This is a genomic window from Tianweitania sp. (assembly GCF_032053605.1).
GTDB lineage: Bacteria > Pseudomonadota > Alphaproteobacteria > Rhizobiales > Rhizobiaceae > Tianweitania.
On sequence record NZ_DAMBUH010000005.1, the window covers coordinates 1,165 to 13,509 of the forward strand.

General features: G+C 61.7%; 10 protein-coding genes, 1 tRNA gene and 3 pseudogenes. 13 read left to right on the forward strand and 1 reads right to left on the reverse strand.

Features of this window, described 5'->3' with window-relative positions; all coding sequences use genetic code 11:
* From RTX98_RS02385 to RTX98_RS02400, 4 genes and pseudogenes are all read left to right on the forward strand, one after another.
* Positions 1-239 (forward strand): annotated as a pseudogene (locus tag RTX98_RS02385) (ABC transporter permease); the annotation flags it as partial.
* Between the two features lie 2 nt (positions 240-241).
* Positions 242-1,210, forward strand: a complete 969-nt coding sequence (locus RTX98_RS02390; protein ID WP_312794310.1) for an ABC transporter permease — start codon at positions 242-244, stop codon at positions 1,208-1,210.
* Between the two features lie 51 nt (positions 1,211-1,261).
* The gene (locus tag RTX98_RS02395; RefSeq protein WP_312794311.1) at positions 1,262-2,332 is read left to right on the forward strand and encodes a BMP family ABC transporter substrate-binding protein; all 1,071 of its coding nucleotides are present in this window, start codon (positions 1,262-1,264) and stop codon (positions 2,330-2,332) included.
* Between the two features lie 53 nt (positions 2,333-2,385).
* Positions 2,386-3,225: a YrbL family protein gene (locus tag RTX98_RS02400; RefSeq protein ID WP_312794312.1), complete on the forward strand. Its 840-nt coding sequence runs from the start codon at positions 2,386-2,388 to the stop codon at positions 3,223-3,225.
* 73 nt (positions 3,226-3,298) lie between these two features.
* Here the strand turns inward: RTX98_RS02400 and RTX98_RS02405 are convergent, their stop codons facing one another.
* Positions 3,299-5,728 carry a heavy metal translocating P-type ATPase gene (locus tag RTX98_RS02405; RefSeq protein ID WP_312794313.1) on the reverse strand — a complete coding sequence of 810 codons (2,430 nt, stop codon included), beginning with the start codon at positions 5,726-5,728 and terminating at the stop codon, positions 3,299-3,301.
* Between the two features lie 198 nt (positions 5,729-5,926).
* Here RTX98_RS02405 and RTX98_RS02410 point away from each other — a divergent pair, with 198 nt between their 5' ends.
* The 9 genes and pseudogenes from RTX98_RS02410 to RTX98_RS02450 all read left to right on the forward strand — a co-directional run.
* Entirely contained in the window at positions 5,927-6,484 is a 558-nt protein-coding gene (locus RTX98_RS02410; RefSeq protein WP_312794314.1) for an OmpA family protein, read from the forward strand.
* 164 nt (positions 6,485-6,648) lie between these two features.
* A tRNA-Ser gene (locus RTX98_RS02415) sits at positions 6,649-6,736 on the forward strand.
* 209 nt (positions 6,737-6,945) lie between these two features.
* Positions 6,946-7,743, forward strand: coding sequence for a 30S ribosomal protein S2 (gene rpsB, locus RTX98_RS02420; RefSeq protein ID WP_312794315.1), 798 nt, complete (start codon positions 6,946-6,948; stop codon positions 7,741-7,743).
* A gap of 117 nt (positions 7,744-7,860) precedes the next feature.
* Positions 7,861-8,784 carry a translation elongation factor Ts gene (gene tsf, locus RTX98_RS02425; protein ID WP_312794317.1) on the forward strand — a complete coding sequence of 308 codons (924 nt, stop codon included), beginning with the start codon at positions 7,861-7,863 and terminating at the stop codon, positions 8,782-8,784.
* A gap of 153 nt (positions 8,785-8,937) precedes the next feature.
* Entirely contained in the window at positions 8,938-9,660 is a 723-nt protein-coding gene (pyrH, locus tag RTX98_RS02430) for a UMP kinase (RefSeq protein WP_312794318.1), read from the forward strand.
* Positions 9,661-9,703: 43 nt separating this feature from the next.
* Complete coding sequence (gene frr / locus RTX98_RS02435; protein ID WP_312794319.1) at positions 9,704-10,264, forward strand: ribosome recycling factor; 561 nt, start codon at positions 9,704-9,706, stop codon at positions 10,262-10,264.
* 40 nt (positions 10,265-10,304) lie between these two features.
* A pseudogene (locus RTX98_RS02440) lies at positions 10,305-11,009 on the forward strand (isoprenyl transferase); the annotation flags it as partial.
* Between the two features lie 87 nt (positions 11,010-11,096).
* Positions 11,097-11,891, forward strand: a pseudogene (locus RTX98_RS02445) (phosphatidate cytidylyltransferase); the annotation flags it as partial.
* Positions 11,892-11,979: 88 nt separating this feature from the next.
* Positions 11,980-12,345: site-2 protease family protein (locus tag RTX98_RS02450; protein ID WP_312794320.1), on the forward strand; the 366-nt coding region annotated here is incomplete at its 3' end.

A 12,345-nucleotide genomic window follows, 5' to 3' on the forward strand; every position in this document is an offset into this window, starting at 1 on the left:
TCACGGCGATCATCGTCGCGTTTCTCGGGCGGCTTAACCCGCTGGGGATCGTGGCAGCGGGGCTGGTGCTGGGGCTGACTTACCTCGGCGGCGAGGCGGCGCAGATCTCGATGGGGCTGTCGGACAAGGTCGCGCGGGTGTTTCAAGGCATGCTGCTGTTCTTCGTGCTGGGCTGCGACACCCTGATCCATTATCGCATCCGCCTCGTTCGCGATGCGCTGACGGCGAAACGGTCCTGATCATGCTGATTGCCGAAAGCATCCTCCTCACCATCGCAACCGCCGCCACGCCGCTGCTTCTGGCTGCCATCGGCGAGCTTGTTGTAGAACGCTCCGGCGTGCTCAATCTGGGCGTCGAGGGCATGATGGTGATGGGCGCGGTGTGCGGCTTTGCGGCTGCGGCACTGACCGGATCGGCGGGGATCGGCATGCTCGCGGCAATTCTTGCCGGCGTGCTATTTTCGCTGCTGTTCGGCTTCCTGACGCTGACGATTGCGACCAACCAGGTGGCGACGGGCTTGTCGCTCACGCTGTTGGGCCTCGGGCTTTCCAGCATGATCGGCGAGGCTTTCGTCGGATCGCCCGGCGTGAAGTTGCCGACGCTGGCGAATGGCATTGCCGAAATCCCGTTGGTGGGACAGCCGATAGCCAGCGTGCTCGACATGCTGGCGGGCATTCCGCTGATCGGCCGCGTGCTGTTTGCGCAGGATCCGATCTTCTACATTTCGATCGCGCTGGTGTTCGGCGTGGCGTGGTTCCTGTTCCACACGCGGGCCGGTCTGGTGCTGCGCTCGGTGGGAGACAACCATGCGTCCGCGCATGCGCTCGGCACGAACGTCATCGGCATCCGCTATCTCGCGGTGATGTTTGGCGGCGCTTGTGCGGGTCTTGCCGGCGGTCACCTGTCGCTGGTTTACACGCCGCAATGGGTGGAGAACATGACGGCGGGTAGGGGCTGGATTGCGCTGGCGCTGGTGGTGTTCGCTTCCTGGCGCCCGCTGCGGTTGCTGGCCGGCGCTTATCTGTTCGGTGCGGTGTCGATCGGGCAGCTGCATGCGCAGGCGCTGGGTCTCGGCATTCCCTCGCAGCTGCTGTCGTCCTTGCCGTATCTCGCGACGGTGCTGGTGCTGGTGCTGATTTCGCGCAATCGCCGTTTAACCATGATGAACACGCCGGCTTCGCTCGGCCAACCTTTCGTGCCCGACCGCTGAGAACGCGCGGGCGCTGAACTGATAAGAACAGACCTTCCACAGGAGAACACAATGAAGAAACTGCTTCTCGGTTTGACGGCTGCAGCACTCGCCGCCACCGTTTCCATGCCGGCGTCCGCGCAGGAGAAGACCAAGGCCTGCTTTGTTTACATCGGCTCCAAGACCGATGGCGGCTACAGCCAGGCGCATGATCTCGGCCGTCAGCAGGTCGACAAGGAGCTCGGCGACAAAGTTGAGACCGTGTTTGTCGAGAACGTTCCGGAAGGCCCGGATGCGCAGCGAGCCATCGAGCGCCTCGCCCGCTCCGGCTGTGCGATCATCTTCGCGACTTCGTTCGGCTTCATGGACCAGACGGTCGCCGCCGCCGCCAAGTTCCCGGACGTGAAGTTCGAGCATGGCACCGGCTACAAGACGGCGGAAAACCTCGGCGTTTACAATGCGCGCTTCTATGAAGGCCGCTATATTCAGGGCCAGATCGCCGCAAAGATGTCCAAGAAGGGCGTTGCCGGCTACATCGCATCCTTCCCAATTCCTGAAGTGGTGATGGGCATCAATGCGTTCGAGCTCGGTGCACAGTCGGTGAACCCGGACTTCAAGATCAAGGTCGTGTGGGCCAACACCTGGTTTGACGCTGCCAAGGAAGCCGACGCCGCCAAGGTGCTGGTCGATCAGGGCGTCGATATTCTCACGCAGCACACCGATTCCACCGCGCCGATGCAGGTTGCGGCGGAGCGCGGCATTCATGCCTTCGCTCAGGCTTCCGACATGATCAAGGCTGGACCGCAGACCCAGCTGACCGGCATCGTGGATACCTGGGGTGCCTATTACGTCAAGCGCGTCAAGGCAGTCATGGATGGCACCTGGAAGTCCGAGAACATCTGGGATGGTCTGGCGCAGGGCATTTTGGAAATGGCGCCTTACACCAACATGCCCGACGACGTGAAGGCGATGGCGGAAGCGACCGAAGCCAAGATCAAGTCGGGCGAGTTGAAGCCGTTCACCGGCCCGATCAAGAAGCAGGACGGTTCGGACTGGCTGAAAGCTGGCGAGAGTGCCGACGACGCAACGCTGGCCGGTTTGAACTTCTACGTCCAGGGCGTGGACGACAAGCTGCCGCAGTAAACCGGGTATATCTAGCCGAATGAGGAGGGCGCCCACGGGCGTCCTTTTCTTTTTTGAGCAGCTTGCTGCCGCCTTTGCAAAAGTTAGCGACGACGGCTCCGCCAGTCGTCACAAGACAGCATGTTTGCCGGGCAGTTCAGCGGGCATCACTTTGCGTCAAACTGACCAGGCGTGACCTTACGTTGCATCAAAGCAAAGGCGAGAAACTTGAAGGCATTCCGAAGCGGCGCTACCACAGCTTCATGAGCCACCTAAAGTTATCCGGTTGCGACCCGCTCGGGATAGGCAGACAAAGGTTTGTCTTTTTACATCCGCTCGATCCGGACCTTGTCGTAAAGATCCCGCTTCGTCATGTGCTTGATGATGAGCGGACACGACCGCGTCCGCGCTACCACCGGCGCTATCTGTTCCGCCATCTGGCCGACACCTACAGCGAGATGCGCGCGCATCTCGTTCTTTACGCAAGGCTGGGCGAGCTTCCGTTCCGCATCGCCAAATTTCACGGCTTTACCGAAACCGATCTGGGTCTGGCCGAGGTGTGTGAGCTGAAGAAGGGCATCGATGGCCTGCCCGCGCCTTCGCTTCGTCAGATGCTGGCGGAAGGCACGTATGACGAGGTGCACCAAGCCGCCCTATCGCGCTTCCTCGATTGGGTACTATCCAGCGACCTGACGCTGAAGGAGTTGCATCCCGGCAATCTCGTTTATGCCGATGTTGGAACGGGTGTTGAAGAGTTTGTGCTGGTGGATGGGGTTGGCGAGAAAGGCCAACTTTCACTGCGGAGCAGGTTCCGGCGCTTGAACCGGTGGCACAAGCGCAAGCACATCAAGATCCTGATGGACAAGATCGAGCAAGAAGGCGCAGCGGGCCGCGCCGAAAAAGCGACAAGCTGATCTTCCGCAGCTTGGAAACCCAAGGGCAGCTGTTTGATAAGACAGCTGCCCTTTTTCATGCTTTCGCGCGACGCTAGATGCTGGTGTTGCGCAGCCGCAGCGCATTGGCAATGACGCTGACCGACGACAGCGCCATGGCCGCAGCCGCGATGATCGGCGACAGCAGCCAGCCAAAGGCCGGATACAACAGGCCGGCCGCAATCGGCACGCCGGCCGCGTTGTAGATGAAGGCAAAAGCCAAGTTCTGGCGGATGTTGCGCATGGTCGCCTGCGATAAGTGCCGTGCCTTGACGATGCCCATCAGATCACCCCTCAGCAGGGTAACGCCGGCACTTTCGATCGCGACATCGGTGCCCGAGCCCATCGCAATGCCGACATCAGCGGCGGCAAGGGCAGGGGCATCATTGACGCCATCGCCTGCCATGGCGACCGTGCGGCCTTCAGCCTTGAGGCGGGCGATGACGCTGCTTTTCCCATCCGGCAGAACATCAGCCTCGACCTCGTCGATGCCGAGTTTTCGCGCGACGGCTTGAGCCGTGGTCTTGTTGTCGCCGGTCAGCATGACGATGCGGATCTTGTCGGCATGCAGGGCCTTCAGTGCTTCGGCGGTCGTTGCCTTGACGGGATCGGCAATGGCGAAGATGCCCGCGGCCTGGTTGTCGATGCCCATGAAGATGGCGGTGGCACCATCGCGCCGGAGCGTGTCGGCTTCCTGAGAGAGGGCGGCAATGTCGATGCCGTTCTCCTGCATAAACGCTGCGTTGCCTAGCATGACGCGTTGGCCCTCGACAGTGCCGATTGCGCCTTTGCCGCTGGGCGAATCGAAATCGGACACAGTGGGCGTCGCCAGCTGCTTCTTCTCGGCTGCGGTCAGGATCGCGTGCGCTAACGGATGTTCGGAAGCGCGTTCGACGCCTGCGGCCAAGCGCAGAAGCGTGTCCTCATCAAAGCCCCTTGCCGCCACGATCTGCGTGACAGACGGCTTGCCTTCCGTCAGCGTGCCGGTCTTGTCGACCACCAGCGTGTCGACCTTTTCCATCTGCTCGAGCGCCTCGGCATTCTTGATGAGGACGCCGAGGCCGGCGCCCTTGCCGACGCCGACCATAATAGACATCGGCGTGGCAAGCCCGAGCGCGCATGGGCAGGCGATGATCAACACCGACACGGCCGCGACCAGCCCATAGGAGAAACGTGGTTCGGGTCCAAAAATAGCCCAGGCAGCAAAAGCCATAAGGGCAATTGCAATTACCAAGGGCACGAACCAACCGGATACGCGATCGGCCATGCGCTGGATGGGCGCGCGTGAGCGCTGCGCATCGGCCACCATCTGCACGATGCGCGACAGCATCGTATCGCGACCCACATTTTCGGCGCGGATGATCAGCGCGCCGGTCTGGTTCAGCGTTCCGCCAACAACGGCGTCACCCACGGCGCGGGTGACCGGCATCGATTCGCCGGTGACCATGGATTCGTCAAGCGACGAGCGGCCATCTTCGACGCGGCCATCAACAGGCACGGTTTCGCCGGGACGGATGCGCAGGCGATCGCCGATGGCGAGGTCTTCAGCCGGCACATCATGCTCGTTGCCATCCGCATCGATGCGGCGTGCGGTTTTTGGGGCAAGGTTGAGCAGAGCCCTGATGGCGCCTGAGGTTTGCTCGCGGGCGCGCAGTTCCAGCACCTGGCCAAGCAGAACGAGCACGGTGATGACGGCCGCAGCCTCGAAGTAAACGGCGACGGCACCGTCTGCGGCGCGGAACGCGGCGGGGAAGATGCCGGGCACAAGCGTGGCCACCACGCTGTAGATCCAGGCCACACCCGTGCCCATGGCAACCAGCGTAAACATGTTAGGGCTGCGATGCACAACAGACGCCCAGGCGCGTTCGAAGAACGGCCAACCGGCCCAAAGAACGACCGGGGTGGCTAGGACAAATTGGATCCAGACGGAGATGTGTGGCGGCACGAGATGGTGCACGGCTGGAATCAGGTGCGAGCCCATCTCCAGGATGAAGACCGGCAGAGCGAATGCGAGACCGATCTTGAAGCGGCGGGTCATGTCGATGAGTTCATGATTCGGACCGGTATCCGCTGTCGCCATCAAAGGCTCGAGCGCCATGCCGCAGAAGGGGCAGCTGCCGGGACCTTCCTGCAGGACCTCCGGATGCATCGGGCAGGTCCAGAGAGCGCCTTCTGGGACATCTGCCGGGTCGATGGGGGCTTGGCCATGATGATCATGACCGCCGCAGCAATGGCTCTGCGCGGCGGCCGGCTCAGCTTTGGTGAGCGGGTAACGCGTCGGATCCGCCTCGAACTTCGCTTTGCAGCCGGCCGAGCAGAAGTAGATGATTTGATCGGCAAGCTGCATCTGGTGCTTGGCGCTGGCGGGATTGACCGTCATGCCGCAAACGGGATCGCGAGCTAGACCGTGCTGGGAGGGTTCGCTCTGAGGTGCCTGCGTCGCAGGACCGTGCCCGCAACAATGTCCTTGGCTATGCTCACTCATCAGGAACCTCATTCGTCGTCACGTTGCCCTCGCTGCCGCAAAGGCGGCGCAAGGTGCTTGGCTTTGGACAGGAGGTAGGGGTTCCTGTGACTGGAAGGTCAAGAGCCTGCCTCTTGCACATGCACTGTTCAGCTCATCTTCATTGTCAGCCATGCAGAAGCGTGGATGATGCTGAAGGGAACCAAGAAGGAGACAGCCATGAATCGCCGCTTCGTCCTCGTGGGGCTGGCTACAGCCGTCGCCATGCCCAGCCTTGCCTTTGCTCAGGATCGCGCGGGGCCAAGCTCGGACCAGATCATGCAGAAACTGGAAGCGCCCGCGCAGCGGCAAATCCGCCCTGAAGATCGCATGTCGATCCAAGAATTTCGCCGTCGCCCCGAGATGCGACGGGCCGCACCATCCATCGACATTCAGGCGATCAACTTCGCTTTCGGTTCAGCGGAAATCCCACGCTCCGAATACCGCAAAATCCGCGAAATCGCCTATGCGTTCGACCAGCTCTCCCGCAGACGGCGGGGCGCGCGGTTCCTGATCGAAGGGCACACGGATGCCGTCGGATCCCGCGAAGCAAACCAGGTTCTATCCGAACGTCGCGCATCATCTCTCAAGATGGTGCTGAGCCGCGAGTTTGGGATTCCCGCGCGGATCCTTGAGACGGTCGGGTATGGCGAGGACTTCCTGCTCGTGGACACCCAGAACGAGGAATGGCGAAACCGCCGCGTCACCATCCGCCGGATCGATCAATTCGTGCGCTAACGGACCTGCATTTCACCGGATGCGGGCGAGTGTGGCGGAACAGGTTGACGCTGTGATCCGACGCGCGGTAAAGGCGGAGCACTGAAGGCGTTCGGTGGTGAACGGGTAGCAACGGCCAGACCAACCGGCCGCTGAAATCAGGATGAACCAACGAATCATGCCTTGGAGGGATGGCCGAGCGGTTTAAGGCACCGGTCTTGAAAACCGGCGTGGGGCAACTCACCGTGGGTTCGAATCCCACTCCCTCCGCCATTTCCTCACAAGCCTCCCGTCTCGTCCACATGGAAGGCGGGCTTCGAGCTTCAGCCCTTGCGTTTCTGGCCTGCAGCCTGTATGGCGCAACGCATTCCACACACGGACTTTGGTGTTCTGCCGGGAGATATCCGGCAAAGACCTCCGGTGGCGGCGGGTTTACGCCCAGTCGTCAAGGTCCGTGGAGGCTCAACCGGAAAGGACAGATCATGGCTACGCCAGACTTCTCCATGCGCCAGCTTCTCGAAGCCGGCATTCACTTCGGCCACCAGACACACCGCTGGAACCCGAAGATGGCGCCTTACATCTTCGGCGCCCGCAACAACGTTCACATTATCGATCTCAGCCAGACCGTTCCCATGCTGGAGCAGGCGCTGAAGGTCGTGTCCGACACCGTCGCCCGCGGCGGTCGCGTGCTGTTCGTCGGCACCAAGCGCCAGGCTTCGGAAATCGTTGCCGATGCGGCCGATCGTTCGGCTCAGTACTACGTCAACTCCCGCTGGCTGGGCGGCATGCTCACCAACTGGAAGACGATCTCGCATTCGATCCAGCGCCTGCGCAAGCTCGACGAGATGCTGTCGACTGGCGAAGCGAACGCCTTCACCAAGAAGGAACGCCTGAACCTCGACCGTGAGCGCGAGAAGCTCGACAAGGCTCTCGGCGGCATCAAGGACATGGGCTCGACGCCGGACCTGATGTTCGTGATCGACACCAACAAGGAAGCGATTGCCATTCAGGAAGCCAAGCGTCTCGGCATTCCGGTCGTTGCGATCATCGATTCGAACTGCGATCCAGACAAGATCGACTACCCGATCCCGGGTAACGACGACGCGCAGCGCGCTATCTCGCTGTATTGCGACCTGATCGCCAAGGCCTGCATCGATGGTATCGCGCGTCAGCAGGGTTCGCTCGGCATCGACATCGGCGCTTCGGAAGAGGCTCCGATCGAGCCTGCTCTTGAAGCAGCCGCGCCGGAAAGCGACGCACCGGCTACGCCGGCTGCCTGATCCGCGAACCCGACGGTTGGTCGGGTTCAAGTTTAAGCCGGCGAAAGCTGGCCGCTCCAGGCGCATCATCGAAACCTCGGTGGTGCGCCCGTGCATTTCAGATTTGAGAGGTTCGAGATGACGATTTCCGCCGCACAGGTGAAGCAGCTCCGCGAAATGACGGGCGCTGGTATGATGGATTGCAAGGCAGCTCTTGGCGAAACCGACGGCGACATGGAAGCCGCGGTCGACTGGCTGCGCAAGAAGGGTATTTCCAAGGCCGACAAGAAGGCTGGCCGCACGGCTGCCGAGGGCTTGATCGGCGTTGGTGGCGATGCAACTTCGGGCGTTCTCGTTGAAGTCAATTCCGAGACCGACTTCGTGGCCCGCAACGACGCTTTCCAGCAGATCGTTCGCAACGTGGCTCAGGTCGCTCTCGAGACCAGCGGCGCGACCGAAGAAGTTTCGGCTGCTCGTTATCCCGGCGGCACCTCTTCCGTGGTCGACACGATCAAGGACGCGGTCGGCACGATCGGCGAGAACATGAGCTTCCGCCGCGCGAGCAAGCTGAGCGTCACCTCCGGCGCTGTTGCGACCTATGTCCACAATGCGGTTGCCGAAAACCTCGGCAAGCTCGGCGTTCTGGTTGCGATCGAGACCACCGGCGATGCAGAAGCTGCGCGCAGCTTTGCCCGCCAGGTCGCGATGCATGTCGCTGCCACCAACCCGCTGTCGCTGAGCGAGCAGGAAATCGATCCGGCCGTTGTTGCGCGCGAAAAGGACATCTTCTCCGACCAGGCCCGCCAGTCCGGCAAGCCGGAAAACATCATCGAGAAGATGGTGGAAGGCCGTTTGCGCAAGTTCTACGAGGAAGTCGTGCTGTTGAAGCAGGCTTTCGTGCTGAACCCCGACCTGACGGTGGAAGCAGCCTTGAAGGACGCCGAGAAGACGATCGGCGCGCCTGCCAAGATCACGGGCTTCGTTCGCTTCGCTCTCGGCGAGGGCATCGAGCGCGAGACCAGCGATTTCGCGGCGGAAGTCGCGGCTGCCGCCAAGCAGTAAGCTTCGTCTTACAGGCTGGTTTTGACGCGGCGCGCAACGCTGCATTAGGATCATCCGGAATAAACAAGGGGCATCGCGTGACATCGCGGTGCCCTTCGTGTATCCGCACTCCGCTTTGCTTATGCGAGCCGCTTAATCCCCAAAGGAGTCTCCATGCCTGTTCAGTCGCCGATCTACCGCCGCGTGCTGCTCAAGGCTTCCGGCGAGGCGCTGATGGGGAGTCAGGGCTTCGGCATCGACGTTTCGGTCGCCGATCGCATCGCCGCAGACATCGCGGAAGCGCGCTCCATGGGTGTGGAAGTCGGTGTGGTGATCGGTGGCGGCAACATCTTCCGCGGCGTGGCCGTCGCTTCGGCCGGCGGCGACCGCGTGACCGGCGACCATATGGGCATGCTGGCGACGATCATCAATTCGCTGGCGCTACGCACTTCGCTGACCAAGCTCGGCGTGGACGCCGTCGTGCTGTCGGCCATCGCGATGCCGGAAATCTGCGAGAGCTTTTCGCAGCTCAAGGCGCAGTCGCATATGGATGCGGGCAAGGTCGTGATCTTTGCCGGCGGTACAGGCAATCCGTTCTTCACGACCGATTCGGCCGCGGCCCTTCGCGCGGCGGAAATCGGCGCTGATGCCCTGTTCAAGGGCACACAGGTGGATGGTGTTTATTCCGCCGATCCGAAGAAAGATCCGAATGCGACGCGCTATGAGCGCATCACCCACGCGGAAGTTCTGCAGCACGACCTCGCGATCATGGATACGGCCGCGATTGCCCTTGCGCGCGAGAACAACATTCCGATAATCGTTTATTCCATTCACGAACAGGGCGGGTTTGGCGAAATCCTGCGCGGCGCTGGCCGCTGCACGGTTGTCTCCGACTAAGTTCGCGCACGCGCCCTTCAGACCAAGTTTTACGGAGATTATGATGAGCAACGGAGCCGACTTCCAGGACATCCAGCGTCGCATGGAAGGCGCCATCAACGCCTTCCGCAACGATCTGGCTTCGCTGCGCACCGGCCGTGCATCGAGCAACCTGCTCGATCCGATCCAGGTTCAGGCCTATGGCTCGGCCATGCCGCTCAACCAGGTTGCGACGGTCTCCGTGCCAGAGCCGCGCATGATCTCGGTTTCGGTCTGGGACAAGTCGATGGTGAACGCGGTTGACCGCGCAATCCGCGAGTCCAATCTGGGCTTCAACCCGATCATGGATGGTACGACGCTGCGCATTCCGCTGCCGGAGCTGAACGAACAGCGCCGCAAGGAACTGGCGAAGATCGCCCACACCTATGCCGAGAACGCCCGTGTTGCCGTTCGCCATGTGCGCCGCGACGCCATGGACGGCCTCAAGAAGGCCGAAAAGGATGGCGATGTCGGACAGGACGATGTTCGTGCGCAGTCCGAACGCGTTCAGAAGATGACGGACGACACGATCACCTCGGTCGACGGACTGCTGGCGGAAAAGCAAGCCGAAATCATGCAGGTTTGACGGGTCGGTCTTTCGGGCCGGTGTAATCGGAGGGTAGGCTGTGGCGCCCGCGCATGTCGCGATCATCATGGATGGCAATGGCCGCTGGGCCAAGGCCCGCGGTTTGCCGCGCGTCATGGGGCATCGCGCCGGTGTTGAAGCCTTGCGCCAGGTCGTTCGCGATGCGCCGGGCCTCGGCATCGAATGGCTGACGGTCTACGCCTTTTCGTCCGAAAATTGGGCGCGTCCGCAGGGCGAGGTGGCAGATCTGATGGGTCTGCTGAAGCTGTTCATCCGCCGCGATCTTGCCGAATTGCACCGCAATGGCGTGCGGATCCGCATCATCGGCGAGCGTACGGCATTGGCGCCTGATATCCGCGCGTTGCTTGATGATGCCGAGGTTCTGACAGCCGGCAACCGGTCACTCAATCTGGTTATTGCCTTCAACTACGGTGCGCGCGAGGAGATTACCCGCACGCTGCGCCATCTGGCGACTGAAGTGGCTGCGGGGCGGCTTGCGCCGGATGCCATCGATGAAGCGCTGATCAGCCGCTCGCTCGATACGGCCGGCATGCCCGATCCCGATCTGGTGATCCGCACCAGCGGCGAGATGCGCCTGTCGAACTTCCTAACCTGGCAATGCGCTTATAGCGAGTTGGTGTTCCTGCCTGTACTGTGGCCGGACTTCAGCAAGACACACCTTGAGGATGCGCTCGCGTCCTTTGCCGGCCGCGAGCGCCGCTATGGCGGGCGTCCCGCGGCAAGCCGCATCATGATCAGGAATCAGCGGGAAGCCGGCTTGGACTTTCGCCGCCCGCGCCGTCTCAATAATCTCGGTTTGCGCATCGTCTCAGGGGTGATCCTCGGCAGCATCGTGCTGGCGATCACCTATTATGGTGGCATCGTCTATCACCTGATGATCGCCTTCTTCGCCTGCGCTCTTCTTTATGAGTGGCTGGAGATGGCGGGGGCTCGCGTGCAGCAACGCAGCCGCATGATCATGTGGCTGTTGCTGGCCGTCGCGCTGATTCCGCTGATCCTCAACATGAAGGCGGCGATCGTGGTGCCGGTCGCGCTGGCCGCCATGCTTGTCGGCCTCCTCTATGAAGCACGGCTTTCAGGACGCGCGGGAATTTGGGTCAGTGGCGGTCTCGTTTATGCGTTGCTTGCCGCCGTCTCGATTGACCAGGTTCGCGAGGGCGGAACGGCTGGGCTCGCGGCCATGGTCTTTTTGTTCACCGTGGTTTGGACAACCGACAGCCTGGCCTATGTGTTTGGTCGGTTGATCGGCGGACGCAAGCTCGCGCCATCAATTTCGCCCGGCAAGACATGGAGCGGAGCGCTTGGCGGCGCGCTGGCTGCAGTGATCGTTGGCGCCGGGGTCGGCCGGCTGATGGGGATCGAAGCCGGCTTTCTTCTTGCTGTTGCAGCACTGGTGCTTTCGATCGTTTCGCAAGTCGGGGACCTTTTGGAATCGGCGATCAAGCGGCGCTTTGGCGTAAAAGACTCCGGCCGTCTCATTCCCGGTCACGGTGGCGTTATGGACCGGGTCGATGGACTTGTCGCCGCCGCTTTGGCCTTGTACCTGATCGGGCTCTTGACGGGCGGTCTGCACGAACCATCACGCGGTTTGTTCTTTGGGATGTGATGGGCTGAACCCCGACAAACGGTCTCCTCTAATGGAGAACGCTTAGCGACAGCAGGTGCAACAAGGCACCGGAGTGAACGGAACAAGCGTGGGTGAGTTTCTGACCGCAATCTTCGGAAGCGAGGGCCTGATCCTGGGCACGCTCGTGCCGTTTCTGTTCGTGCTTCTCGTTGTCGTCTTCGTTCATGAGATGGGGCACTATCTCGTCGGGCGCTGGTGCGGCATCGGCGTCAAAGCCTTTTCGATCGGCTTCGGTCCGGAGCTGATCGGCTACACCGCCCGCAGCGGTACGCGCTGGAAATTGTGCGCCGTTCCGCTGGGTGGCTACGTGAAGTTCGTCGGCGACATGAACGCGACGAGCACACCTGATCCCGAATCAACGGAAATGCTGACCGACGCGGAACGGCGTGTGGCCTTCCACACCCAGCCGGTGTGGAAGCGCGCGCTGACCGTG

What these genes read in the sequence shown, in the direction of transcription:
- RTX98_RS02390 (WP_312794310.1), top strand. Translation starts at nt 242, where the DNA reads ATGCTGATTGCCGAAAGCATCCTCCTCACCATCGCAACCGCCGCCACG.
- RTX98_RS02395 (WP_312794311.1), top strand. Translation starts at nt 1,262, where the DNA reads ATGAAGAAACTGCTTCTCGGTTTGACGGCTGCAGCACTCGCCGCCACC.
- RTX98_RS02405 (WP_312794313.1), bottom strand. Translation starts at nt 5,728, where the DNA reads ATGAGTGAGCATAGCCAAGGACATTGTTGCGGGCACGGTCCTGCGACG.
- RTX98_RS02410 (WP_312794314.1), top strand. Translation starts at nt 5,927, where the DNA reads ATGAATCGCCGCTTCGTCCTCGTGGGGCTGGCTACAGCCGTCGCCATG.
- rpsB (WP_312794315.1), top strand. Translation starts at nt 6,946, where the DNA reads ATGGCTACGCCAGACTTCTCCATGCGCCAGCTTCTCGAAGCCGGCATT.
- tsf (WP_312794317.1), top strand. Translation starts at nt 7,861, where the DNA reads ATGACGATTTCCGCCGCACAGGTGAAGCAGCTCCGCGAAATGACGGGC.
- pyrH (WP_312794318.1), top strand. Translation starts at nt 8,938, where the DNA reads ATGCCTGTTCAGTCGCCGATCTACCGCCGCGTGCTGCTCAAGGCTTCC.
- frr (WP_312794319.1), top strand. Translation starts at nt 9,704, where the DNA reads ATGAGCAACGGAGCCGACTTCCAGGACATCCAGCGTCGCATGGAAGGC.